This is a genomic window from Bacillus cereus group sp. MYBK108-1, assembly GCF_051917185.1.
GTDB classification, from domain to species: Bacteria; Bacillota; Bacilli; order Bacillales; family Bacillaceae_G; genus Bacillus_A; species Bacillus_A cereus.
The window spans coordinates 726,023-751,071 of sequence record NZ_JBQAHZ010000001.1; the positions used below are offsets into that span (position 1 = coordinate 726,023).

Here is a 25,049-nt window from a genome sequence, read left to right on the forward strand (position 1 = left end):
ATAATTTTACACCTTCTACAAATGCACTCTATAATGTTAGAGAGAGAAAACAGAAAATATCGACATTTGATTGGCATGTAAAATGGATTCATTTGAATAGGAGTGATTGGATGGAAGTGCAAACAGAAACATACCGCGCAGCTATGAATGGAACATTAGAACGTCATTTTTCAGATATGATTGCCGTTATACCAACTAGAATTACAATTGAGCAGTTAAAACAACGGCTAGAAACTATCGCTACTAAAGTTGATGAGTTAAAAATTGTTTATAGTGATGAGACAAGCCTTATTGTTGAGTTACATATGGATGAAACAATCATACCGTATGAACTGCATATTGATGAGGCGAATGACCCAGAAGAATATAAAATGTACAATAGACAAGATTCTACAATCGTAGATCGTAATTTTGAAGATGCGGCTTTCGGTACTGAAATTTTCACTCGTACGCTATTTGTAGGCGATGTACTGGACTGCTTTTTCCAGCAGTTACAGTTTTTATGGAACCTCGCCCCAGATTTGTTATTTGTAATCGATTCAAGTGCAGCAATGAAAGTGCTATCTAGAAGCTATATTGAATATCACGTTGAAAATGAATTATTACCTGACATTCCTGACTTATACGTTATTCATTCCGTTTATGAAGACGATAAAGAAGGCGAGCCTACGCAACATTGGTTTCATACACATGGTCTTTTAAGAGCAGGCGTAACTGAAATAGAGTTAATTATTCCAAATCGCATTTCTTCCTACTACGGCATTGGCGATCTCTTTCAAACATTTGCTAATAATGCCGTTGAGAATGGACAAGTCCCTATGAATGAGCCTATCGTTATCGCGCATAGTCAGCAAGGTTCTATACATACAGTCGCTGTTCCGTGGGAGAAAGGATTATCTTATATAGGGCATAAAACGAGTATGGGCCAATTATCTTCAATCGAGGATGAAGAAGTGAAATTACAGCCAATAGATGCACAAAATACATTCTTAGGCGGAATGGATGCCCGAGATGAATACCATCAATCTCCATCCGTTCTCTTATTCAAATTTAATACTTCAGAAGAATATATTGAAAGTTTTTTCAAAGAACACGAGGAAGCTACAGGGCTCATGTTCTATAAAACAAATAGTGAAACCGATCGTATGGCTTATAATGCGAAAAATACTTTCGGGTATTTCAGCAACATTTTTCAAATTGAAAAATCCAATGAAGAGTTTCGTTTTCTCGCTAAGTTTGGTGTTTCCTATGAAGAGGGTAAAAGCGAACATATGTGGTTTGAAATGCAACATATTACAGAAGACCTGATTCAAGGAATACTCATCAATGAACCATATTTTATAGAAGATATGAGTGAAGGAAATAGTTATCATTTAGATTTTGATAACTTAACAGATTGGGTTATTTATGCAGGAGATGCTGTTATAAAGCCAAATAACTTATATATGTTTATTGGCGAATAAGTATTTTATATAATAAACGAAACGCCTTCAATATGATTGAAGGCGTTTCTTATAATTTATTGTGCGATTAATTCAGCATCTATTACTTTCTCCAAATGAGATAATACACGCTTTGCAGCTTCCTCACCTTGATTCATACAGTCTGGAAGTCCAGCACCAGCATAGGAGCTACCTGCCAAGTATATACCTGGCAACTCTTTCTCCATAAATGTTGTGAGCTTTTTCATTCGCTCGTTATGGCCTACTGTATATTGAGGCATCGCTTCTTTCCAGCGACTTACGATTGTAAACTCTGGATCCTCTGTAATATCCATCGTCTTCCTTAAATCTTCTAGTACGAGCTGAACGAGTTCTTCTTCAGTTTGTTCTACAACCGCTTCATCACCAGCACGTCCAACGTAACAGCGAAGGAGTGTTTTTCCTTCTGGCGTTGTATGTGGCCATTTTTTATGCGTCCACGTACATGCTGTAATGGTGTAATCGCTATTTCGTGATACGACAAATCCTGTACCATTAATATCGCGCTGGATTGCAGACTTTTGGAAAGCAAGTGCCACATTCGCAACGGATGTGGCTGGAATATTACGGAAGAAACGAAACTGCTTGTACTGAGCAAACATGGACGGCAATACTTTATGCGAAGTTGCCACTACGATGGCGTCCGCTTCTATTTCTTTTCCGTTACTAAGAGTAATCGTATAACCATCACCCTGTTTTGCAACTTTTTCAATGCGAGTTCCCTTTATTATCGTACCTTCATGCATCTTTGCTTCGAGAGATTCTACGATAGATTCTAAACCTGTTTTCACTGTTTGGAAGATTCCTTTTTTCGGTTCAGCTTTCTCTTCTTTCGGAGCGAGCGTACGCATACCGAGTGAAATACTGCGATGTTTCTGCTCAATTTGATACATTTGCGGGAATGTTGACATTAAGCTCATTTCATCAATATCCCCTGCATAAATACCCGATAGTAACGGCTCTATTAAGTTTTCAACCACTTCGTTTCCAAGACGATGTCTGAAAAATTGTCCGAGTGATTGGTCAGATACTGGCTTTGACCTCGGCATTAATAGATCAAAGCCAGCTCTTAGTTTACCAATTGGGGAGAACAGCCCGGAAAATAGAAACGGCGTAATTTGCGTTGGAATTCCCATCATTGATCCATTCGGCATTTTATGTAACCGATTGTTTACAAGGATAAATGATTGACCGGCTTGATTATTTACAAGTTCATCGCCAAGACCTAATTCTTTCACTAATCTAGCTGCACTTTCTTTTCGTGCTAAGAAAGAATCTGGTCCGCGCTCAATTGTAAATCCATCTTTTCGAACGGTTTGAATTTTTCCGCCAAGTTTACCCGATGCTTCTATAAGTAATGTATCAATCGGCAAGTTTTTTTCATGAATATTTTTTTGTAAGTTATACATTGCTGTTAATCCAGTGATGCCTCCGCCGACGATCACAACTTTTTTCCTCAAGCAGGCTCCTCCTTTCTTCTTACAGTACAGATTCTTTTTTCTTTAATACAACATCTGTTAAACAATCAATAAATGCCTCCGATGCATTTGGCATTTCTGGACGATAATATTTTGCACCAATTTCATCCGTTACAACTTTACACTCAAAGTCGTTGTCATATAAAACTTCTAAATGTTCCGCAACAAATCCAACTGGTGCATATACGAATGAAGTATAACCGTGCTTTTCATTTAGTTCTCTCGTTAAATCTTGTACATCTGGACCAATCCAAGGATCTGGTGTGTTTCCTGCACTTTGCCAGCCTACTGCATAGTTTGCTACTTCAGCTCCGCGCGCGATATAGTCCGCTGTTTCATTTAATTGATCTGGATATGGATCGCCCATTGCAATAATTTTCTCTGGTAAGCTATGTGCAGATACGATTAATACTGCTTTTTCACGCTCTGCATCTGACATACCGTTATATATACCTTTCACTGCATCGACCCAGTACTGGATGAATTTCGGCTCTTTATACCAGCTATCAATGCCATGAATTGTTAAGTTTCCAAGTTTCTCAGCTTCTTCTTGTGCTCGTCCAACGTATGATTTCACGCTAAACGTAGAATAGTGAGGTGCAAGAACAAGTGCGATTGCATCTTGTATTCCGTCGTTATGCATATCTTTCACTGCATCTTCAATAAACGGTTCAATATGTTTTAAGCCAAGATACATATGGTACTCTACTTCATCTTGTACTTCATTTAAACGCTGTTCTAACTTCTTAGCTTGCTCTAATGTAATAGTAGCTAAAGGAGAAATACCACCAATTGCACGGTAACGCTCTGTTAAATCTTCCAGCATTTCAGGACTTGGCTTTCTTCCTCTGCGAATATGTGTATAGTAACGTTCAATATCTTCTTCTTTATATGGCGTTCCGTATGCCATTACAAGCAAACCAATTTTCTTTTTCATACAGCAATGCTCCTTTACTTCGCTAACTGCCCTTTAGAGTATTCATGAATAAATGTAGTTAAACGTTTTAATGTATCTGGATTTACTTCTGGGAATACACCGTGACCTAGGTTAAAGATATAACCCGGCTGTTTCATCCCTTGATCTAAAATACCTTTTACATGTTCTTCAATAACAGACCATGGTGCAAGTAAGAATGAAGGGTCCATATTACCTTGTACCGCCTTATGAACGCCCCGTGCACGTGCTTCTTCAATCGGTAAGCGCCAGTCTAAGCCGACTACATCAAGCGGTAAGTCGTGCCACTCATTCACTAAGTGTGCAGCTCCTACGCCGTGCATAATCATTGGAACACCCATCTTACGAACTTCTGCAAAAATACGCTCCATTGCTGGTTTAATAAATACGCGATAATCCGCTACATTTACTGTTCCAACCCAAGAATCGAAAATTTGAACTGCTTTTGCTCCTGCGTTAATTTGCGCTTTTAAATATGTAATAACCATATCTGCTAGTTTATCCATTAAAGCGAACCAAGCTTTCGGCTCTGCATACATGAACGCTTTCGTATTATGGTAGTTACGAGATGGACCGCCTTCAATCATATAGCTCGCTAATGTAAATGGAGCTCCTGAAAAACCGATTAACGGTACGTCTAACATTTCTGTCGTTAATAAACGAATTGTATCTAGTATGTACGGTACGTCATCTTCTGGATTGATTTCCCCTAGTTTTTCTACGTCTTGTAAAGAACGGATTGGATTATCAATAACTGGGCCAATACCTGATTTAATTTCTACGTCCACACCAATTGCAGGTAGTGGTGACATAATATCTTTATAAAGAATTGCTGCGTCTACGTTATACTGATCAACCGGCAATTTTGTAACGTAAGCACATAACTCCGGATTGTGTGTAATTTCAAATAAAGAATACTTTTCTTTAATCTTTCTATATTCCGGCTGTGAACGACCTGCTTGACGCATATACCATGCTGGTACATAATCGGTACGTTCCCCCCTACATGCTTTTAAAAATGTCTCATTTATAGTTCTTACCAAGACCCTTGCTCCCTTCCTTACCAATGCTTCGAATACGTTCGATATTTATCTTTTTTTACTATACAGCTTGTAAAAACAAAATGCATAATATTATGTACGTTGTTCATTAAATTGACACAAACACTCTTAAAAACGCTTACTATTTTCACAACATTCTTATTATAACACAGAGAAAAACTATGGTTTAGCTACTTTTGACTTTTCTCCTTCACGATTCGTTTGTGTATTATATGGTACAACGTAAAAGCTCGGTTTTGAAAATATGTTAACGAATTTTTCCTCATATTCCCCAGCACCATTTACAGTGCTAACATGCGTATGAATTCCGTTCTCCACTCTATAGATTCGGTACATAATTCTGTTATCTGGAAGTGGCGTCCAGCTTAATTTTGCTTTAAATAAACCGAAAGGGCTAAATGATAGTTTCATTTTTACATCTTCAATTTTGCGCAGCCGAATCGGAGCGCCGATTGTTTCCACACCTTCAGGCTTCATAAACTTCTCTTTATGTTCTACATTAGCCTTCGTTAAAATTTTCTTAAACAATTTTGTCGCAGATGCGCTTTCTCCTTGCAACTGATGCTCCTTATCCGTACGGTCATAACCAATCCAAACAGCGCCTACTAAGTTCGGTGTATAACCAACGAACCACATATCTCTTGCTCCCTTATCGTCATTTGGCAATGAAGTTGTACCCGTTTTTCCAGCTAACGCACCGTTATATACACCAACTCTTGCTGTTCCTTCCTTCACAACTCCTTCTAACATTTTCGTCATATACCATGCTGTCTGCTTCGAGAAGATTTTTGTCTCTACTTTTGGAGATTCCCCAATGACTGCACCGTGTCTATTTAATACTTTATCAATAACGTGCGGCTCGATAATATTTCCATTTGCTAAAAATGAACGATACATTTTTACAAGATCAAATGTTGAAACGCCATTTTTCAATCCGCCAAGCGCTGTACTTAAACCAGCATCTGCAATATGAACATTTCCTTTTTCTAAATATTGCTTTCCTTCTTCTACCCCTAACTCATTTAATAAAGAAACTGCCGGTACATTTGCCGACTCTAAAATCGCATCATACATCGTCATTTCTTTTGAATACTCATGATTATAATTTCGAGGTTCATACCCTTCAAAAGAATTTCTTTCATTCGTTAATAAAGAATACGGATTATACTTTTTCGTTTCTAGTGCTGGTGCATAAACGATAAGTGGTTTTAAAACAGATCCAGGCTGCCTTTTGGCAAAAACACGATTAAATCCTCTCGGGACGTACTTTCTTCCCCCAATCGCCGCTTTAATCCCTCCCGTACGATTATCCATTAATAAGAAAGCACCTTGCGCCCCCTCTTCTTTCCCAGGGAAATTCCTTGCATCTTGAAACTGGTTATATGCTACCTTTTGAATCTTTTCATCCATAGGTACGACAAACGTATATCCTCCGCGAAGTACTTCTTGATGAGACAATCCGTATAAACGAGCGGCTTCATCTATGACCATATCAATATACGGCATATATGCAAGCTCATTCTCATCTAAATTTTTATATAGAGCAATTGTCTTCCCTTGATAACGAACGCTTTCTTCTGCAGTCAAATAGCCTTGTTTATGCATAAGTGACAACACTAGATCACGGCGTTCCTTACTCTTCTCTGCAGAATAGTACGGTGAATATCCGTTTGGTGACTTCGGAAGGCCTGCAAGCATTGCCCCTTCCTCTACTGTTAAATCCTCAACATTTTTATTAAAATACAACTTTGCTGCCGCTTGAATGCCGTAAGCCCCATGACCAAAATAAATATGATTCATATACATTTCAAGAATTTGTTGCTTCGTATATTTTTGCTCTAATTGAAGAGAAATTGCGACTTCCTTCAATTTGCGCGTAAATGTTTTTTCACGAGTTAAAAAGACGTTTTTAGCGAGTTGCTGCGTAATGGTACTACCGCCCTCTACCTTTTCTCCAGCTAACGTATCTTTATAAAGAGCACGGAATATAGACGGATAATCAATCCCTTGATGCTCATAAAAACGAGAATCTTCCACCGCAACAAACGCCTGCTGCACATACTTCGGAATTTGCTCGATTGGTACGAGCTCTCTATTTTCTACGTATAATTTCGTAATTTCTTTCCCTTTCTGGTCAACGATACGTGATGAAGAGTGGAAAACGAGCTGCTTTTCATCCATCATATAGCCACCAGCTAACACGATAAGTTTATAGAGTACAATCGCTACTACGAACGTTGCGACGCCGCCTAATAAAGTCCACTTTACTTTCTTCATACATCGTCCTTCTTTCCAAATGATGGTACATTTATTATTTGAAAAAGAAGTATCTTTATGTATATAATCTTCGAAGTTTTTTAAGAGAGTTGATATAATAGAAACAAACTATTAAGGGGGGCATTAAAATGAAGGCTATTATTTCATACGAAACACCTCTAGAACAAGCACATTTCACTGCAAAAAATGATGAAAAAAATATGTTTTATAAAGAAAATACAGAAGAATCTGTAGAAGGTTCACTTCAATATGATGTACTAGATGCTGTCGGTGAATTTAAAGGACAACCTGGCTATATCGTTTGTAACAACATTTCTGTCACAGACGAAGGTCGCCCAGTATTTGAAAACCGCTTTAAAAACCGCGCAGGCCTTATTGAAAACGAACCAGGATTCCAAGCAATCCGTGTTCTACGTCCATTAAGTAACGATACATACGTCATCTTAACGATGTGGGAAACAGAGCAAAACTTTAAAGACTGGACAGAATCACGTTCATTCGAAAACGCTCATAAAAAACGTCCCACGCAAGCAGAAGGACAAGCTCCAGCGCATCCACATGCGGAACAGCAAAAGAGTATTTTCTCTCGTCCATCTTTTGTGACTACTTTTGATGTGTTAGTTTAATTAAAACATAATACAACACTAACAGTACGTGAAATTATATTAACGATTTTCCGAATATATCTATCATATCTTTGAATATATCAACGATTTTCCGAATATATCTATCACATCTTGAAATATATCAACGATTTTCCGAATATATCTATCATATCTTGAAATATATCAACGATTCGACTAAAGATATCCATTTAATAACAAAAAGGAAACACCATTACACACCGGTGTTTCCTTTTTCTTTGTACCAATTATATATACGGAGTGAATCTTTTTTTCTCATATGCTTTACTTCATAACCCCGCCCAGCTACCGCTACAAGAGTTGTACATAATTCATCTTTTCTTTGAAAATACGATTGATTATAACCTACTGCTTGAACATGTCTTCTTCGCATTATTCCTGTATATTTCGAAAAATTACGATATACAACCGTTAGTTGATTTTCTCTTAATTCATAACCGCCACTTTTATATCTAGCATACGCAAGTAACGAAAACACGATAAATAACGGTAAAATAACAAACAACGCAATATATTGTTTAAAATATATACTCACGCTGGCAATTAGAACTGTGAGTATGATACTTATTAACCAGCCCATAATGAAATAACGACGCAACGCTGTTTTTGGTAAGTGAACGATCTCCGCTTCGATTTCATATGGTAACTCTAAATATGTGATCAGGTGCTGTACATCTTTTTTCTTCATAAATGGATGCAACATTACTTCGTTACTTGCTGCTCCAATACTTTGAATTGCTTCCACTTCAACAGCACAATAGCCAAACGGCTGGCGAAGCATACCTTCTTTTACAGTAATCGCTTGAATGCGGTGCAATTTTAAGACAAACTCTTTCTTTTCAAATAATCCTTGAACGATACGAATCTCTTCCCCTTTTCGCTCAATTTTAAAGTTTGCATATTTCAACACATATCCAGTCGTGGAAATAATCCACGAAATTGCCATTAAAATTAATGCAATTACAATTAGTTTATAAACACCGTTTCCCATCACATACGCTTCTACTTTACTTGTGAATCCTTCAGGAAGAACAAAATCAAACTTTGTGTAAAGAAGTACTAGTCCAGAGAACACTAGTCCGAACCGACCAGATGTAATCGCTGCGGCTAAAACCTCTTTCGCTGTTAACTGATAAACCGTCTTGCTTTCTTCCTCTTCTATTTCTTCTTTTACAGTAGTTTCTTTCTTATGTAATAAAGAAATTAAATGTTTTGCCTCGTCTTCTTTAATACCAGCCAACATCACTTCTGGTTCATTACCACCACCGGCTACTTCTATATTTAACTTCATAAGTCCGAGCATTTGATAAATGATGTTAGAAGACGTACTAATATTTTGTACACGCTCTTTATTTAAATAGCTTTCCTTCTTTACAAAAACACCGTGCTTTATATGTAAAATATTATTCTCAATCCAGTACACTTTAAAATACCATTTAATTGCTGAAAAAATAGCCATGATGAATAAAACAACCAGAAGAAAAAGATAAAATAAATACCAAGGTTCCACTTGTTCATCAGGTTTAAATAAAACAAGAATAATAAGTGGCAACAAACTCGCAATCCTAATACCTAACAATATCGTAATCGGATGTTGCCTCTTATACATCCTCATCACTCACTTTCGCAAGTTCTCCAATTTGTCTTTTCAGCTGTTCTGCTTCTTCTTTCGTTAAACCTGGAATACTATGAGAAGTTGCGGCTGTTGAAATATGTAATTCTGCTAAATTATACTTTCTCATGATCGGCCCTTGCTCAATCGTTACGTGCTGCACACGGATCATCGGAATAAGTACGCGTTTTACAACGAACATTCCCTTTTGAATCTCAATCTCTTCTTCATTTAATCTGTAACTATAATAGCGCTGACGTAAATTTGGAAACACAAAATAATCAAGTGGAATAAATGTAATAGCTCCTGTTACTAACAGTCCAAACAACCAGCCCCACCAGTTAAAGTTAATCATAAAAAAGAAATACGCAATTACGACTGTTAGTATAACTGCCGCCCCAATTAAAGCGTGCGTCCTCCACACTTTCAGCATATTAGAATGAATCTCCCTTTCTAACGGCTGCATCTCATCACTCCAATTCTATGAATTTATTACTTATATATTATCAAAAAATAAGGTTTTATATACATTTTTGTAAATTTATAGTCAAATAAAAATAGTTGAATCAAAAGCATATTAAAGAAACACATACCTCAGTTTTGAAAATTATGTATTATAAATATGAATTATATTGAACTAAAATAAACCTTACATGATTCATGCAAGGTTTATCTTTTTATACACAATATATTTCATTATTGTTGAGATATACTAGCATCGCTTTCAATTCGCTTTTCTTTTTGGCTTAGTTTTTTATCTTTAGATTTTTTTAATGTTAAAGTCATGCCAATAAAAATAAAAAGAATTCCTGTTATTTGCATTAAAGTTGGACGGAATCCAGTAAGTACAGTATCTAATAATATTGCCACTGCCGGATCTAAAAAAACTAATATTGAGATAGTTTTTGTAGATAAATAGCGTAAACTATCAAAAAACAGATAATATACTATCCCTGTGTGAATAAAACCAGTAGCTATAATATATGTCCAATTACTTTGAGTGAGGCCACTAAAAGCATCTAAATCTATAAATGGTATTAAAAGAAATATCCCCAAGAATGTTTGTAAAAATGTCATTGCATACGCACTCATTTTGTTAATCCCTTTACCAAATAAAGTTGTAAATGCATAAAAGAGAGCCGCAAGAAATCCCCATATCATACCTGAAGACATTAATGAGCCGACAGAGAAGCTTCCATCAATACCAGCAATTAATAAAGCTCCTGCAAAACACACAATTATTGAAATGATAGATATGAATGTTAATTTTTCTTTAAAGACGATACTTCCAATTAACAGTACAATTACTGGTGCAAGATGATAAACTGAGATAGCAATGGTAACTGACATATTTTCAAAGGCTTTAAATAAGAAAACCCAATTAAATACTAAGAAAAAGCCACATATTAAAACTTGAATAACTTCTTTTCGTTCCCATTTATCTTGTTTATATTGCCCTGTAAGCAACCAGCATACACTTAAAAATATTGTCGCAAAAATACACCTTACAAACACTAATTCAAACGAAGGTAAGTTTGTTTGAACAGAAAAAAATCCAACTGATCCAAAGATAACCATTGATGCTATCATCTTTAAGGCCGGTACCGTTTTCTCTTGCTTAAAACTCTTTTGAAGCAAATTAATCCCCCTCCAATAAAAACTCGGTTTATAGTGAGAAAAACACCAGCCTAAAAAAAGGACAGGTGCTTTTCCTCAAAAACACTCAATTATAAATTTTTCCCAGCAGTCCAACCACCATCAATTACAAAATTAGAACCAGTAATAAAGCGGGCCTGATCAGAAATCAAGTACTCAATACATGAAACAATATCCTGCGGCAACCCCCAAGTATCTAAAGATTGATTACTTTTTATCATAGACATCAAGGCTTTATTACTAAAGTATTCTTCTGTAAGTTCAGTTCTAATAACACCGGGAGAAATGCTATTTACCCTTATATTTTGCTTCCCAAATTCCATAGCCATCTGTTTAGTCAATCCGATTAAAGCATGCTTTGATGCAACATAAGCAGCTCGCTCTGGTTCAGCCATTAATCCAGAAACCGATGCTATATTCACAATACAACCTTTTATTTTCGATTCACACCATCGCTTAGCTACTTCCCTAGAAAGGATAAATGGGGCTACTAAATTTACATCAATTACTTTTTTAAACATATCATCGGATAAATGTAAAACAGGTGTTATCTCTCGAATACCAGCTGCATTTATTAATATATCAGGAGAAAGCTTTTCTAAATCTAATTGAGTAAAAAGATTATGAATCGCTTCGCTATTACTTAAATCAATTTGCACTACTTTCAAAGGCATATCTGTTTTCATATAATCTATTAAATTATTATTATTAATATCAAGCGCTATTACATAAAATGATTTTTCTAAAAAGTATTTTATACAAGCATGACCTATACCGCTATTGGCTCCAGAAATCATAATTATTTTATTCTCTCTCATTTTGTCTCCTTATAAGAAAATGTTACTAATAAAATATCACGAAAAGCCTCCGTACTACATTCTGTTCCAAGTGGCGTTACGGCATGGAAGACCTTTTGTCCAAATACTAAAGTTTCTAAAGGCTCCTTCAAACTTATAAACTGATTAATTTCCCGAGGAGAATTAGCTATTAAATTATCTCCACCAATAGCTGTATTACTTAAATTCATAAGGTGTAAAAATACTACTGGTTCATCATCTTTATGTAACCAAATAGGTGAACTAAAAGATGGTCTTTCTTTAGTAGCTTTATATCTTACTTGATGTAAACCTATAATTAAGTCTTTACTTGTATCTATTATATTTGTTTTAAATGCAAATTCAGTATCGAAACGCACGATATTTTGAATTAAAGGATTGCATAAAAAGCTATCATTTATGCTATTGAACTGTCTAACTTTCCCGCCATCGTCATAGTTATATTCTTTAGATTGGAAGTAATCATTACTATTATCTAAAATATAATCTGGTGAATCAACATACTTTATATACCTTGAATAAGATCTAGCACGGCATTCACCGTACGCATCATCTTCCAAATTATAATAATCTAACTGTGCTTGTGTTAGTAAACGATGATTCTCTTCCTCTTGTAAAAAGATTTCATTTGAGATTTCAAGGAATCCTTTAGATTCAAATTCATGTACCTTTTCTTCTATGCTAAACCCATTCATTTTACTAAGAACAAACGTCATTATCAAAACCTCCACACTATTGTATTTTTCTATCTCACCCTATGTTAGAAATGCAATAAGTAACCGAGATTCTTGCTTAATAAAATTGAAAATTATGATATTCAATTAATACACCAAATGAAATATATGTAATTCATTAAAATTATTTATTAAGCAATATTATATATCCTTTTGGTTATTTTTTCTAATTATCTGAAGATTTATCAACATTAGTCTTAATATTCGAAATTAAAGAAATGGATTTTTCAGAAAGATAAAACTGCGCGTATTGCAATTATTTATGTATATAACTTTTTTAAAAATTATATTTTAAATATAGCTAGTTTTTTATAAATTTTTTGATATAATTACATACGGGAAAAGGGAAGAATTTTGTCTTCCCTTGTGTTTTTATTTGCATCTAGTACTTTTGCTAGATGCTTTTTTTTATGCTAAAAAAGGTATCCTCAAATACTTTGAGGATACCTTTTCACCTTTATTATCTCTGCTGTTTTCTACCTAATACGAGTAACCCAAAACTCATCATTACAAGAAGTGCTCCCATATATGGTTCCACAGGCATTTTCTGCCCTGTCTTCGGTAATTCTTTTTCAGGCTTTTCCGGATTTGGTGTTCCAGGTTTCTCTGGATCTGGTGTTCCAGGCTTTTCTGGATTCGGTGTCCCTGGCTTTTCTGGATTTGGTGTTCCAGGCTTTTCTGGATTCGGTGTTCCAGGCTTTTCTGGATTCGGTGTTCCAGGCTTTTCTGGATTCGGTGTTCCAGGTTTCTCCGGATCTGGTGTTCCAGGCTTTTCTGGATCTGGTGTTTCTGGACCTGGTGGTGCTAAATGATTCAATTTGTTTAATACTTCTAATTGAACTGCATTTATCATTCCATTTGTAATTTCAAATGGAATTGGATTAGTTAATTTTTCATATCCCTTTGGTGCTTCTACTTCTACTAGTGTGTAGTTACCTACAGATAGATCTGTGATTTTTGCCTTTCCATCTTTATCTGTTGTTACTTTCACTACTACTTTTCCCTTTTCATCATGAACTTCAAACACAGCTCCTGATAAGACTTCCTTGCTTTCAGCGGCCATTTTTGTAATCTCCACTGCACCTTTGTCTAACTGTTCGTTCTCTACTTTCAATGATAAGACTTTTGTCATACCTTTTGTAATTTCGAATGATACTGGTTCCGTTAACTTTTTGTAACCTGGTAAGCTCTTCGTCTCTACTAATTTGTATTTTCCTACTGATAGATCTGAAACGTTTGCTTTTCCTTCTTTATCCGTCGTTACTTTCGCAACTACTTTTCCTTTTGAGTCACGTACTTCAAATACAACATTTTCTAATGGTGCTTTACTGTCTTTATCTATTTTTGTGATTTCTACATTCCCCGTATCTACCATTTCATTTTCTACAGTGAACGCTAAAGATTTTGACATACCTTTTGTAATTTCAAATGGTACAGGCTTTTCTAATTTTTTGTAGCCTGGTAAACTCTCTACTTCTACTAGCTTGTACTTTCCTACTGATAAATCTGAAACTGTTGCTTTTCCAGCTTTATCTGTCGTTACTTTCGTTACTACCTTGCCTTTGTCGTCTTGTACTTCAAAGACTACACCTGCTAACGGTGCCTTATTATCTTTATCTATTTTTGTAATTTCTACATTTCCCGTATCTACCATTTCATTTTCTATTTTTAATGATAGAACTTCTGGCATACCTTTTTTAATTTCAAACGATACTGGTTCTGTTAATTTTTTGTAGCCTGGTAAGCTTTCTTTCTCTACTAATTTGTACTTTCCTACAGATAAGTCTGAGATTTTTGCTTTACCATTTTTATCTGTTTTTACTTCTGTTACTACTTTGCCTTTGTCGTCTTGTACTTCGAAGACTACGCCTTCTAATGCTTTTTGACTATCTTTATCTACTTTTGTGATTTCTACTGAACCTTTATCTAACTGTTCATTCTCTACTTTTAATGATAAGACTTCTATCATACCTTTTTTAATTTCGAATGATACTGGCTCTGTTATCTTTTTGTAGCCTGGTAAGCTTTCTACTTCTACTAGTTTGTAATTTCCTACAGATAGATCTGAAATTTTCGCTTTTCCTTCTTTATCTGTTTTTACTTTCGTTACTACTTTGCCTTTTTCATCTTGCACTTCGAATGTTACGCCTTTTAATAACGCGCCACTTTCTTTGTCCACTTTTGTAATTTCTACTGAGCCTTTATCTACTAATTCGTTCTCTACTTTTAGTGATAAAACTTCTGTCATACCTTTTTTAATTTCAAACGATACTGGTTTCGCTAGTTTTTTATATCCTGGTAAGCTTTCTACCTCTACTAGCTTATATTTTCCTACTGGTAAATCTGAAATTGTTGCTTTTCCTTCTTTATCTGTCGTTATTTTTGTTACTACTTTGCCTTTTTCATCTTGCACTTCGAATGTTACGCCCGCTAATACTGCGCCACTTTCTTTGTCTACTTTTGTAATTTCTACTGAACCTTTATCTAACAGTTCGTTCTCTACTTTCAATGATAAAACTTTCGTCATACCTTTTTTGATTTCGAATGATACTGGTTCCGTTAACTTTTTGTAACCTGGTAAGCTCTTCGTCTCTACTAATTTGTATTTTCCTACTGATAGATCTGAAACGTTTGCTTTTCCTTCTTTATCTGTCGTTACTTCTGTTACTACTTTGCCTTTGTCGTCTTGAACTTCGAAGACTACGCCTTCTAATACTTTTTGACTATCTTTATCTACTTTTGTAATTTCTACTGAACCTTTGTCTAACTGTTCATTCTCTACTTTTAATGATAAGACTTCTATCATACCCTTTTTAATTTCGAATGATACTGGCTCTGTTAGCTTTTTGTAGCCTGGTAAGCTTTCTACTTCTACTAGTTTGTAATTCCCTACAGATAGATCTGAAATTTTCGCTTTTCCTTCTTTATCTGTTGTTACTTTTGTTACTACTTTGCCTTGCTCATCTTGCACTTCGAATGTTACGCCTTTTAATAACGCGCCACTTTCTTTGTCCACTTTTGTAATTTCTACTGAACCTTTATCTACTAGCTCATTCTCTACTTTTAGTGATAAAACTTCTGTCATACCTTTTTTAATTTCAAACGATACTGGTTTCGCTAGTTTTTTATATCCTGGTAAGCTTTCTACCTCTACTAGCTTATATTTTCCTACTGATAAATCTGAAATTGTTGCTTGTCCTTCTTTATCTGTCGTTACTTTTGTTACTACTTTGCCTTTTTCATCTTGCACTTCGAATGTTACGCCCGCTAATACTGCGCCACTTTCTTTGTCCACTTTTGTAATCTCTACTGAACCTTTATCTAACTGTTCGTTCTCTACTTTCAATGATAAAACTTTCGTCATACCTTTTTTGATCTCGAATGATACTGGTTCTGTTAATTTTTTGTAACCTGGTAAGCTCTTCATCTCTACTAAATTGTATTTTCCTACTGATAGATCTGAAACGTTTGCTTTTCCTTCTTTATCTGTCGTTACTTCTGTTACTACTTTGCCTTTGTCGTCTTGTACTTCGAAGACTACGCCTTCTAATACTTTTTGACTATCTTTATCTACTTTTGTTACTTCCACATTTCCCTTGTCTAACATTTCGTTTTCTACTGTTAAAACAAGAGATTTTGTCATACCTTTTTCAATTTGGAAAGTAATCGGATCTACTAATTGTTTATATCCTTTTGGTGCTTTTACTTCTACTAACTTGTATGTGCCGACTGATAAATTAGTAACTTGTGCTTGTCCTTTTTTATCTGTCGTTATTTTAGCGACTACTTGTCCTGCTTCATCTTGAATTTCAAAGACTGCATCAGCTAAAGCATCTTTATTTTCTTTATCTACTTTTGTAATTTCTACATTTCCTGTATCCACTAATTCATTTTCTACAGTCAATTGTAATGCTGTTACTCTACCCTTTTCAATTTCGAATGAAATTGGCTTTTCTAGTGGTTTGTATCCTGCCGGTGTTTCTACTTCTACCAACTCATACTTTCCAATAGATAAATCTGAAACGTTTGCTTTTCCTTCTTTATCCGTTTTTACTTTCGCAACTACTTTTCCTTTTGAATCACGTACTTCAAATACAACATTTTCTAATGGAGCTTTACTATCTTTATCTATTTTTGTTATCTCTACATTCCCTGTATCCACCATTTCATTTTCTACTTTTAATGATAGAACCTCAGTCATGCCTTTTTTAATTTCAAATGATACTGGTTTTTCTAACTTTTTATAACCAGGTAAACTTTCTACCTCTACTAATTCATACTTTCCTACAGGTAAATCTGAAACATTTGCTTTTCCTTCTTTATCTGTCGTTACTTTCGTAACTTCCTTACCCTTTTCATCTTGTACGATGAATGTTACTCCCGCTAACGGTGCTTTATTATCTTTATCTATCTTTGTTATCTCTATATTTCCCGTATCTACCATTTCATTTTCTATTTTTAATGATAAGATCTCGGTCATACCTTTTGTAATTTCAAACGATACTGGCTCTGTTAATTTCTTATAGCCTGGTAAACTTTCTTTCTCTACTAATTTGTACTTTCCTACTGATAGATCTGAGATTTTTGCTTTACCATCTTTATCTGTTTTTACTTCCTTTACTACTGTTCCAGCTTCATCTTGCACTTCAAAGACTACGCCTTTTAATGCTTTTTTGCTGTCTTTATCTATTTTTGTAATTTCTACTGAACCTTTATCTAACTGTTCATTTTCTACTTTCAACGATAGGACTGTTGTCATACCTTTTGTAATTTCGAATGATACTGAATCTGTTAGCTTTTTGTAGCCTGGTAAACTTTTCGTCTCTACTAATTTGTACTTCCCTACTGATAAATCAGAGATTTTTGCTTTACCATCTTTATCTGTTTTTACTTCTGTTACTACTTTGCCTTGCTCATCTTGCACTTCGAAGACTACGCCTTCTAGTACTTTTTGGCTATCTTTATCTATTTTTGTAATTTCTACTGAGCCTTTGTCTAACTGCTCATTTTCTACTTTTATTGCTAAAGCTTTTGTCATACCTTTTTTTATTTCAAATGGTACTGGTTCTGTTAGCTTTTTATAACCTGGTAAGCTTTTTGTCTCTACTAATTTGTACTTTCCTACTGATAGATCTGAAACGTTTGCTTTTCCATCTTTATCTGTTACTACTTTTCTTACTACTTCATCTTTCTCATCTTGGACTTCAAATTCGACACCCGCTAATACTGCTCCGTTTTCTTTGTCCACTTTTGTAATTTCTATATTACCTTTGTCTACCATTGCATTTTCCACTTGTATTGGGAATATGCCGTCCCCTGTTACATTTACTTCGAACTCTGCTTCTTTTAATTGGTAGCCTTCAGGCGCTTTCGTTTCTTTTAAAATATATTTCCCTGGTGCTAACGGTTTAGAGATTGCCTTACCATCTTTATCTGTAACAATATGTTCGACTACTACACCGTCTTTTACTATATCAAACTCTGCATTTGCTAATGGTTTTTCACCATTTTCCGAATCAATTTTCTTTACTTCAATTTGACCCTTTTGCATAGTATTTTTAATTTCAATTGTTTTTGTTTCTCCAGCTTGAAGTGTAACCTCTACTGGTTCTTTTAATTTTTGATATCCTTCTGGTGCTACTGTTTCATAAACTTTATACGTTCCAGGAGCTAAAGTTTGAGGTACTGAAAAACCTTTTTCGTCCGTTTTCAGTTTTGCAACAACTTCATTTGCACTATTTCGAACTTCAAATTCGGCACCTTTTAACCCTTTGTTCAGATCCTCAGAATCTATTTTATGAATCGATACTGTACCGTCTTTTAGAGCTTCAGGCGGCGTAATAGTTACTTCTTTTGATGTTAATGTTTTATTATCAAAATGTAATTCCGCTTTATTAGGAATCTTCTTATCTACGTAAGAAGATAAGTCTGCATTATTTTTAATTTTCGCCTTGATACTAAGATTGATTCTCTGGTCTTCATATGACTTATAGTCAAAACTCTCACCAAACGTAAATGTTACTTCACTTCTTTGTTTATCTATATTTAACGTCCCTTTAGAAGTAATATCTTGGCCATTTTGATCATATACTTTTGCCTCTAATACTTCTAAAACATCTTCTAAATCATCACGAATTACCATTGATGTGTATTTAGGAGGATCGTTCGGTATATGTGTACCAACTTGGTATTGAATCACTTGATCCATTTGTGCTAGCTGCTCATTCTCTACAAGCTTGCCATTCTCATCAACTATATTTTTTTCAATACTAGGTGGATTATCGTCACCTGAACCGGTTCCCCCTCCACCACTTACGAATACTTGTCCTACTTTTTCTTCAGTTTTAATATTTTTACCTTCTAATTTCACAGTATTTTTATGAGGCTTTGCAGCAGGATTAGTAATCTTTGTTTTATATCTTAAAATATAACCTTTTGAACTGTCTGGAAACTCAATTGTAAATCCAGCCTTTGTTGCATTAATTTTAATGTTAGATAAATCTGCTGGCTTAATATTTGTTGGTGCATAACCATCTTCAAATACAGCCTCTTCTAATACTACGCTGTCTGTAATTAACTCATGCCCAGGTCCTAATGTATCTGTTAATTTAAGATCTTGCATTTCTGTTCCAGTTGCATTTACATATACAAGCCAATCAGCAATCGAAGGATCTTCTTGATTATAAGAACCCCATTTCAATAGATTATCTGTATTGGGCTGTGGCTTCGGTCTCTCTGTCGTATTACTTACATTTACTTCTTTATTGACGATTTGACCATCAACGTTAAATTCTAATGGAATTTCTTTAACACCATCATATGCTTCTAGACCAAAGTAGAATTCTACGAATAAAGAACCTTTAATGTTATTCTTTCCTTCTACGTAATCCCCCATAGTACACGTTAATAGACCCTTTTTCATCTCACATGTACCAACTGTTTTTCCTTCAGCATCTTTTAAAGGAAAACTCATATTCATAAGGTCTTTTCGAAACTCTTTTGGCATATCAATTGTGAATTGATCTCCACTTTTTATTTTTTCTTTAGCTGACCACTTCACTTCTACTTTCATACCATCTGAGGCTTGATACGGTTCAGATGTCGTGCCATCAGTACGGGAAATATTAATTTCGTCCACTGGACTTTTCATCACAGCAGCTTGAATAACTGGAGCCCACACATTCAGCACTGAAAATAATACTAGAAAAACTAATGAAACCATTGAAATATGTCTTTTAGTACTTTTCATTTGCATAGTTTCCTCCTATTTTTTATATTTATATAACAAAAAAAGATCGTCTGGTTGCATCAAAAATGTGCAACCAGACGATCTTAGTAACCAATATGTATTACCGTAGACTCTAAGCTTTGCGGCCTATCCTTTCGAATAGTGTGCTAAAAATATCTTTTATTCTTTTTTTGTTTCATTTTCCTCTTAAACCAAATATTACTATACCGTCTGGACGGTTATAATTCAATACTCTATAAAATTGTTCTATTTTTCTAATAAAAAAAACAATTCACCACTACATTAAAGAAGCAATGGTGAATTATTTTTGCATTATATAGTTCGCATATTCTATTTATATGAATTACTAATAAGAGCTTGAATCACTTTTTCTCTTAACTCGGGGCTTAGTCTTCCAACCCCTAAATATTCCGAATACCATAATCCATCTGCTGCTAATCTAATAATTGTTGCACAAACTGAATCTATCTCATCATTTTCTATATTCTTTTGCAGTTGCTGAAATGATTGTTGTAATGGCTCAAGTAATTCAGGTTTTAACATGAATGCTGCCATCATACTACTAGATAACTCTTCTGTTCTTCTCTCATTATTTAATCTTTCCTCTACAAAAGAGCGAACCCATCTCCCTTTCCTCTCTGAGTCTTCCGCTACTTTATTGTAAATGGCCCCTTCATAATCCTCTACCCCTCTGACTATCATACCTTCTATTAAAGCTTCTTTATTTGAAAAGTGATACAATAATCCACCTTTACTTACACCCGCCTCTTTTGCCACTGCTTCTAAGGTTAATTTAGCAACCCCTTTACATTGCACAATTTGAGAAGCGGCCGCCAAAATCTTTTGCCGCGTTATGCTTATACTCATTCCTTTTTAAAACCCCATTTCTACTAAATTTATATAAATACGAATCTTATTTTTAATATTGTTGATTACTACTAAGTATTTTCTTTATACAACAAAAGCTTCATTACCTTTGAATTTTTAGTTACTTATTCTATTAAAAATTTCCATATCATTCAATATGATAACATTAAACACACAAAGCTGACTATACATCTATACTTTTGTATTTATTGAAAATATATCCATTAATAAAATTTACCAATTTAGTCCTTCTTATTACCTTATAAGACGGCAGTAATTCTTTCAGCACTAAATAAAAAATGTTATTACTCCCATTGAATTGAGTAATAACATTTCACTTAACAAATTCGCTGCCAACTAGCATCCTTCACATCTTCACTAGTCGGTTTTCTAACTAATCCAATAAAACATTCCTCGCAAGCACCAAATGCAATAAAATTTTTCTGTGCTTGTCTTAACGAGACTTCATTTGCACCGCCTTCAAAGTCAGGATCGTTAAACTGTACCTCATCATCTTCCCAGTAACACATATTACAAATTTCATATGTACCTGGTGGTTCTTCTTCTATTGTTCTATACCCGCAGCACGGACATGTATATTTCATTCTGTTACTTCATTATTCATTTCTTTTTTCTCCCATATATTCCGGCCCATAAAGAATGTAACAGCGCAAATCATAGTTATTACCATGAAAGTAGTATTAGAATCCTCATATGTAGTTGGAATTCCAACCGTTACAGAAACAATACTAAAAGCTAAAAGTAGATATAATAATAAAGATATAATATAGCTGAGTTTAAATCGTAAAATGATACCTCTAAACAATAGCTCACCAAGTAGACAGCCACCTAAAATAATAGGTACTCCGAAATACAATGTAAGGACTCCCATTTGCGCAGTAGATTGAATTATCTTTCCAATTATGTTCGGCGAAACCAGCTCACTATTGTTTCCCATCCTATCATATAAATCAAGTGCTGTTGCTGAAATAAAGAAACTTAATATAGAAAATGAATACGGTATTAAAAATTTGCTCACTCTCATTCACCTCGCTTGTTTCTTTACATATATTATTCATTATTTTCGCATAAAAAAATAGCCCGTCTTCCGCGAAAGACGAGCCGTTCCACTTAATTCTCACTTAACTTCTTCTTATACCAATCCTGCATTCTCTCCGCATCTTCTACTCTCGTATGCTCTATTTTGTAACTAGATGATGCACTCGAAAACTTATACGTACATAAATCCGCACGGCGCTGGAAATATGATTGTGTCTTCTCCATTGATTGGACGTGTCTTCTTCTAATAAGTCCTGTATATTTTCCGACGCTACGATAGACAAGTGTAATTTGTTCTCCGTTAACACTGTAACCATTTGTTTTAAATGTTGCGTATCCAAGTGTAAAGATAAGGATTGCGAGCGGTAATAATGCCCACATGATGTAATACTTTTCAAAGTATATGCTTATTCCAGTAAGCGGGATTGCGAGCATAGCGAAAAAGATGAAACTATCAATGTGATAACGGCGCAATGCTGCTTTTGGTAACGAAGTAATATTTGCATTCAGTTCGTATGGTAATTGTAAATGCGCGAGTAACTGTTGCACTCGATCTTTTCGAATGATAGGATGCAGTGTAACTTTTTCTTTTTCGTCACCCGTTCCCTTACTTTGAATGACTTCTACTTGCACAGCACAATAACCGAACGGTTGGCGTAAAATACCTTCTTTTATCGTAATCCCTTGAATACGGTGCAATTTTAGTACGAGTTCTTTTTTCTCCAGTAATCCTTGCGAAATACGGACTTCGTCATTTCTTCGATTCACTGTGAAATCTCCATGTTTTAGCGCATAACCAATTGTCGATATAATCCACGAAAGGACGAGCAAAATGGCTATCATAAAAATCCAGCCATATATATCATGTTCCATTACATACGACTTTACGCTATTCTCTATCCATTTCGGAATGTACTCATCTACTTGGTGATACACAAAAAAGATTAATGAGAATAATAATCCAAATTGACCAGATGTAACAGAGGCTATTAAAATCTCTTTCCACGTTAATTTGTATTCTCTCGCTTGTTTTTCCTCTGTAATAATTTCTTTTACTTCTACTTCTTCTAATGTTTTTTCTACTTTCAATTCTGAAGCCGACTCATTTAACATTGCGATAAGCTCTGTCGCTTCTTCTACCGTAATTCCAGCTAAGCTAACTTCTGCTTCATCGCCTCCGCCAGCTGTTTCAATCTGAATTTTTTTCAAACCGAGCATTTGATATAGTACGTTAGAACTTGTATTAATCGTTTGAACACGTTCTTTATTTAAGTAGCTCTCCTTTTTCACGAAGAGACCTTTTTTCACATGTAATACGTTATTTTCAACCCAATATGTTGTGTAATACCATTTTTCAAACGCTGAAAAAACGGTGAGTAAACCAAATGCTGCGGGAATTAAATACCAAAACGGGAACTTTCCGTTTAAGCTAAACATGAAAATAATGAGTGGTATAAAATCTGTTATTTTTAATTCTAATAACATCGTGATTGGATGCTGCCTCTTATACATCCTCATCACTCACTTTCGCTAATTCTGCGATTTTCGTTTTCAACATTTCTGCTTCATACATCGTTAAGCCTGGGATGCTATGAGAAGTTGCTGCTGTTGAAATGTGTAATTCTGCTAAGCCATATTTTCTCATAATTGGTCCTTGTTCAATCGTTACGTGCTGTACACGAATCATCGGCACTAATACACGCTTAACAACGAAAAGGCCATGCTGAATTTCAAGTTCTTCTTCATTTAGTTGGTAGCTGTAATAACGTTGACGTAGTTTCGGGAATAAGAAGTACGAAAATGGTGCGAACACAACTGTCAGCCCAATCATTACATACAAAATCCACGCCCACCAATCAAACTTTATCATGAGGAAAAGGTAAGCTAAAATGACGAGTATACCGATCCCTTCTTCAATTACAGCACGAACTTTCCACACCTTGACCATGTCAGGGTGAATTTCATTTTTCAATGGATCCATGTAACCACTCCAAATCTAGTAATCTAATATATGAATACTCTTAATCTATATTTTACGTAACTTTACAGAAAATTGGAATTTAATCTTCTTTCTTCTCAGGAATAAAATATCCGAACCAAAGTAGCCAAATGAAACCGATTAACTTCATCCAATTTCCATCCGCTTGAAAAGCTTCAATCATACCTGGTATTTTATAAACCCCAATAAATCCAAGAAAACCGAGCCACCAGTTTTTTTGCATTTTCATTTTTACTCCTCCTTCATTACGTTTTTCACATTTCGAATCCAAATTTCTTTATACTTTAACTGGAATCCCATGAGCATATAGTTGCTCATATTATCGATCACGAGCGCTAGCGTATGAGCATTTTCTTCCGTTTCATGTTGTGACACAACGCCCAGTCTCGCGCCTTTCTTCAATAAATCATGGAAACCATGCAAAAAATCCTCTTGTATTTCAAATAAACGTTTCTGATACTTTTCATTTCGCGATGCAGTTACGATAAATTCATTGATAACGCGTAGTATTCCTTCTTGCCCTTCATACTCAGAGAGCATATGTAAACCATCTGCGATTAGCTTTTCTGCAAAGTTTTCTTTCGTATACCGCTCTTCATTAAAGTATTTTGTAAAATGATAATCAGAAAAAATCTCTTCAAATAAAAAATCAACTAACGCTTCTTTAGAAGAAAAATGATAGTAAATAGCCGGTTTTGAAATACCTACCTCTTTCGCAATCATGGAAAGACTCATCTTCTCAATGCCGTGTTCTGCCATAAGTTTAAATGATGCCTCTACAATGTTCTGCGATGTTTGTAAATTCTTCGTCATACTGTACCTCACTTATAATTTACTTACCGGTCGGTAAGTAAATTATAAAACAAAACGAAATGATTTTCAATTTAGTTAGCACTACAGAAGGTATTTATTGGAAAATACAGAAAGTTATAAAGTAAAAGCAACATATAACAATAAGGAGGATATCATATGGGACTTGGTGGTAATGGCGGTAGTGGTGGTAATGGCGGCGGTGAAGCGGGACAAGCTGGTAAGAGCGGATTTTCATTAATCATTGTACTTTTTATCGTATTGATTATAGTTGGAATTAGCTATATCGGACTTAGCTTCTAAGAAAAGGCGTCCTACATTACATATGTAG

Annotated in this window: 20 protein-coding genes and 1 riboswitch; of the genes, 3 read left to right on the forward strand and 17 right to left on the reverse strand. The window is 35.0% G+C overall.

The genetic code is table 11. The features are described 5' to 3' along the window. Positions 1-110: 110 nt before the first annotated feature. A complete protein-coding gene (locus tag ACTFSL_RS03780) occupies positions 111-1,463 on the forward strand; it encodes a DUF4026 domain-containing protein (RefSeq protein ID WP_440041185.1) in 1,353 nt (450 codons plus the stop codon). Between the two features lie 56 nt (positions 1,464-1,519). Here ACTFSL_RS03780 and hemY read toward each other — a convergent pair whose 3' ends face one another. The 4 genes from hemY to ACTFSL_RS03800 all read right to left on the reverse strand — a co-directional run bounded on the left by hemY (position 1,520) and on the right by ACTFSL_RS03800 (position 7,252). Then, positions 1,520-2,941: a protoporphyrinogen oxidase gene (gene hemY / locus ACTFSL_RS03785; protein WP_001228097.1), complete on the reverse strand. Its 1,422-nt coding sequence runs from the start codon at positions 2,939-2,941 to the stop codon at positions 1,520-1,522. A gap of 19 nt (positions 2,942-2,960) precedes the next feature. Beyond that, the gene (gene hemH / locus ACTFSL_RS03790; protein ID WP_000726801.1) at positions 2,961-3,896 is read right to left on the reverse strand and encodes a ferrochelatase; all 936 of its coding nucleotides are present in this window, start codon (positions 3,894-3,896) and stop codon (positions 2,961-2,963) included. A 14-nt stretch (positions 3,897-3,910) separates the two neighbouring features. After that, entirely contained in the window at positions 3,911-4,957 is a 1,047-nt protein-coding gene (hemE, locus tag ACTFSL_RS03795) for a uroporphyrinogen decarboxylase (RefSeq protein ID WP_000252605.1), read from the reverse strand. Between the two features lie 177 nt (positions 4,958-5,134). Next, positions 5,135-7,252, reverse strand: a complete 2,118-nt coding sequence (locus ACTFSL_RS03800) for a transglycosylase domain-containing protein (RefSeq protein WP_000756300.1) — start codon at positions 7,250-7,252, stop codon at positions 5,135-5,137. A gap of 128 nt (positions 7,253-7,380) precedes the next feature. On the opposite strand from ACTFSL_RS03800, the gene hmoB reads away from it, so the two are divergent. Further along, complete coding sequence (hmoB, locus tag ACTFSL_RS03805; protein ID WP_000644062.1) at positions 7,381-7,878, forward strand: heme-degrading monooxygenase HmoB; 498 nt, start codon at positions 7,381-7,383, stop codon at positions 7,876-7,878. Between the two features lie 211 nt (positions 7,879-8,089). On the opposite strand, the gene ACTFSL_RS03810 is transcribed toward hmoB, so the two are convergent. The 13 genes from ACTFSL_RS03810 to ACTFSL_RS03870 all read right to left on the reverse strand — a co-directional run bounded on the left by ACTFSL_RS03810 (position 8,090) and on the right by ACTFSL_RS03870 (position 24,721). Beyond that, a complete protein-coding gene (locus ACTFSL_RS03810) occupies positions 8,090-9,505 on the reverse strand; it encodes a PH domain-containing protein (RefSeq protein ID WP_440041187.1) in 1,416 nt (471 codons plus the stop codon). Then, on the reverse strand, positions 9,498-9,974 hold the full coding sequence (locus ACTFSL_RS03815; protein WP_440041188.1) for a PH domain-containing protein: 477 nt from the start codon (positions 9,972-9,974) through the stop codon (positions 9,498-9,500). Before ACTFSL_RS03815 ends, ACTFSL_RS03810 begins: the two co-directional genes overlap by 8 nt. A 230-nt stretch (positions 9,975-10,204) precedes the next feature. Continuing rightward, positions 10,205-11,146 (reverse strand): DMT family transporter, encoded by a 942-nt coding sequence (locus ACTFSL_RS03820; protein ID WP_000939625.1) that lies wholly within the window; start codon positions 11,144-11,146, stop codon positions 10,205-10,207. 89 nt (positions 11,147-11,235) lie between these two features. After that, a complete protein-coding gene (locus tag ACTFSL_RS03825) occupies positions 11,236-11,982 on the reverse strand; it encodes an SDR family NAD(P)-dependent oxidoreductase (RefSeq protein ID WP_001208949.1) in 747 nt (248 codons plus the stop codon). Beyond that, positions 11,979-12,716, reverse strand: coding sequence for a 2OG-Fe dioxygenase family protein (locus ACTFSL_RS03830; protein WP_000144813.1), 738 nt, complete (start codon positions 12,714-12,716; stop codon positions 11,979-11,981). Before ACTFSL_RS03830 ends, ACTFSL_RS03825 begins: the two co-directional genes overlap by 4 nt. Before the next feature lie 478 nt (positions 12,717-13,194). Further along, entirely contained in the window at positions 13,195-19,989 is a 6,795-nt protein-coding gene (locus ACTFSL_RS03835; RefSeq protein WP_440041190.1) for a SpaA isopeptide-forming pilin-related protein, read from the reverse strand. Between the two features lie 59 nt (positions 19,990-20,048). Next, positions 20,049-20,141, reverse strand: a riboswitch (cyclic di-GMP riboswitch). 172 nt (positions 20,142-20,313) lie between these two features. Then, entirely contained in the window at positions 20,314-20,850 is a 537-nt protein-coding gene (locus ACTFSL_RS03840) for a TetR/AcrR family transcriptional regulator (RefSeq protein WP_000028022.1), read from the reverse strand. Between the two features lie 338 nt (positions 20,851-21,188). Beyond that, a complete protein-coding gene (locus ACTFSL_RS03845) occupies positions 21,189-21,455 on the reverse strand; it encodes a CPCC family cysteine-rich protein (RefSeq protein WP_440041191.1) in 267 nt (88 codons plus the stop codon). Further along, positions 21,452-21,895 carry a hypothetical protein gene (locus tag ACTFSL_RS03850; protein ID WP_002197494.1) on the reverse strand — a complete coding sequence of 148 codons (444 nt, stop codon included), beginning with the start codon at positions 21,893-21,895 and terminating at the stop codon, positions 21,452-21,454. The genes ACTFSL_RS03845 and ACTFSL_RS03850 overlap by 4 nt, the downstream gene beginning before the upstream one ends. A gap of 86 nt (positions 21,896-21,981) precedes the next feature. Beyond that, a complete protein-coding gene (locus tag ACTFSL_RS03855; protein ID WP_440041193.1) occupies positions 21,982-23,421 on the reverse strand; it encodes a PH domain-containing protein in 1,440 nt (479 codons plus the stop codon). Continuing rightward, complete coding sequence (locus tag ACTFSL_RS03860) at positions 23,414-23,890, reverse strand: PH domain-containing protein (RefSeq protein ID WP_000371358.1); 477 nt, start codon at positions 23,888-23,890, stop codon at positions 23,414-23,416. Before ACTFSL_RS03860 ends, ACTFSL_RS03855 begins: the two co-directional genes overlap by 8 nt. 79 nt (positions 23,891-23,969) lie before the next feature. Then, on the reverse strand, positions 23,970-24,137 hold the full coding sequence (locus ACTFSL_RS03865) for a hypothetical protein (RefSeq protein ID WP_000783813.1): 168 nt from the start codon (positions 24,135-24,137) through the stop codon (positions 23,970-23,972). A gap of 2 nt (positions 24,138-24,139) precedes the next feature. Next, on the reverse strand, positions 24,140-24,721 hold the full coding sequence (locus ACTFSL_RS03870) for a TetR/AcrR family transcriptional regulator (protein WP_000164838.1): 582 nt from the start codon (positions 24,719-24,721) through the stop codon (positions 24,140-24,142). A 156-nt stretch (positions 24,722-24,877) separates the two neighbouring features. Here ACTFSL_RS03870 and ACTFSL_RS03875 point away from each other — a divergent pair, with 156 nt between their 5' ends. Beyond that, entirely contained in the window at positions 24,878-25,021 is a 144-nt protein-coding gene (locus tag ACTFSL_RS03875) for a YjcZ family sporulation protein (RefSeq protein WP_000522759.1), read from the forward strand. The last annotated feature ends 28 nt before the right edge of the window (positions 25,022-25,049 follow it).

What these genes read in the sequence shown, in the direction of transcription:
- hmoB (WP_000644062.1), top strand. Translation starts at nt 7,381, where the DNA reads ATGAAGGCTATTATTTCATACGAAACACCTCTAGAACAAGCACATTTC.
- hemH (WP_000726801.1), bottom strand. Translation starts at nt 3,896, where the DNA reads ATGAAAAAGAAAATTGGTTTGCTTGTAATGGCATACGGAACGCCATAT.
- ACTFSL_RS03855 (WP_440041193.1), bottom strand. Translation starts at nt 23,421, where the DNA reads ATGTATAAGAGGCAGCATCCAATCACGATGTTATTAGAATTAAAAATA.
- ACTFSL_RS03870 (WP_000164838.1), bottom strand. Translation starts at nt 24,721, where the DNA reads ATGACGAAGAATTTACAAACATCGCAGAACATTGTAGAGGCATCATTT.
- ACTFSL_RS03830 (WP_000144813.1), bottom strand. Translation starts at nt 12,716, where the DNA reads ATGACGTTTGTTCTTAGTAAAATGAATGGGTTTAGCATAGAAGAAAAG.
- ACTFSL_RS03825 (WP_001208949.1), bottom strand. Translation starts at nt 11,982, where the DNA reads ATGAGAGAGAATAAAATAATTATGATTTCTGGAGCCAATAGCGGTATA.
- ACTFSL_RS03840 (WP_000028022.1), bottom strand. Translation starts at nt 20,850, where the DNA reads ATGAGTATAAGCATAACGCGGCAAAAGATTTTGGCGGCCGCTTCTCAA.
- ACTFSL_RS03780 (WP_440041185.1), top strand. Translation starts at nt 111, where the DNA reads ATGGAAGTGCAAACAGAAACATACCGCGCAGCTATGAATGGAACATTA.
- ACTFSL_RS03850 (WP_002197494.1), bottom strand. Translation starts at nt 21,895, where the DNA reads ATGAGAGTGAGCAAATTTTTAATACCGTATTCATTTTCTATATTAAGT.
- ACTFSL_RS03815 (WP_440041188.1), bottom strand. Translation starts at nt 9,974, where the DNA reads ATGCAGCCGTTAGAAAGGGAGATTCATTCTAATATGCTGAAAGTGTGG.
- ACTFSL_RS03860 (WP_000371358.1), bottom strand. Translation starts at nt 23,890, where the DNA reads ATGGATCCATTGAAAAATGAAATTCACCCTGACATGGTCAAGGTGTGG.
- ACTFSL_RS03845 (WP_440041191.1), bottom strand. Translation starts at nt 21,455, where the DNA reads ATGAAATATACATGTCCGTGCTGCGGGTATAGAACAATAGAAGAAGAA.
- ACTFSL_RS03875 (WP_000522759.1), top strand. Translation starts at nt 24,878, where the DNA reads ATGGGACTTGGTGGTAATGGCGGTAGTGGTGGTAATGGCGGCGGTGAA.
- ACTFSL_RS03865 (WP_000783813.1), bottom strand. Translation starts at nt 24,137, where the DNA reads ATGAAAATGCAAAAAAACTGGTGGCTCGGTTTTCTTGGATTTATTGGG.
- ACTFSL_RS03800 (WP_000756300.1), bottom strand. Translation starts at nt 7,252, where the DNA reads ATGAAGAAAGTAAAGTGGACTTTATTAGGCGGCGTCGCAACGTTCGTA.
- ACTFSL_RS03810 (WP_440041187.1), bottom strand. Translation starts at nt 9,505, where the DNA reads ATGTATAAGAGGCAACATCCGATTACGATATTGTTAGGTATTAGGATT.
- ACTFSL_RS03835 (WP_440041190.1), bottom strand. Translation starts at nt 19,989, where the DNA reads ATGCAAATGAAAAGTACTAAAAGACATATTTCAATGGTTTCATTAGTT.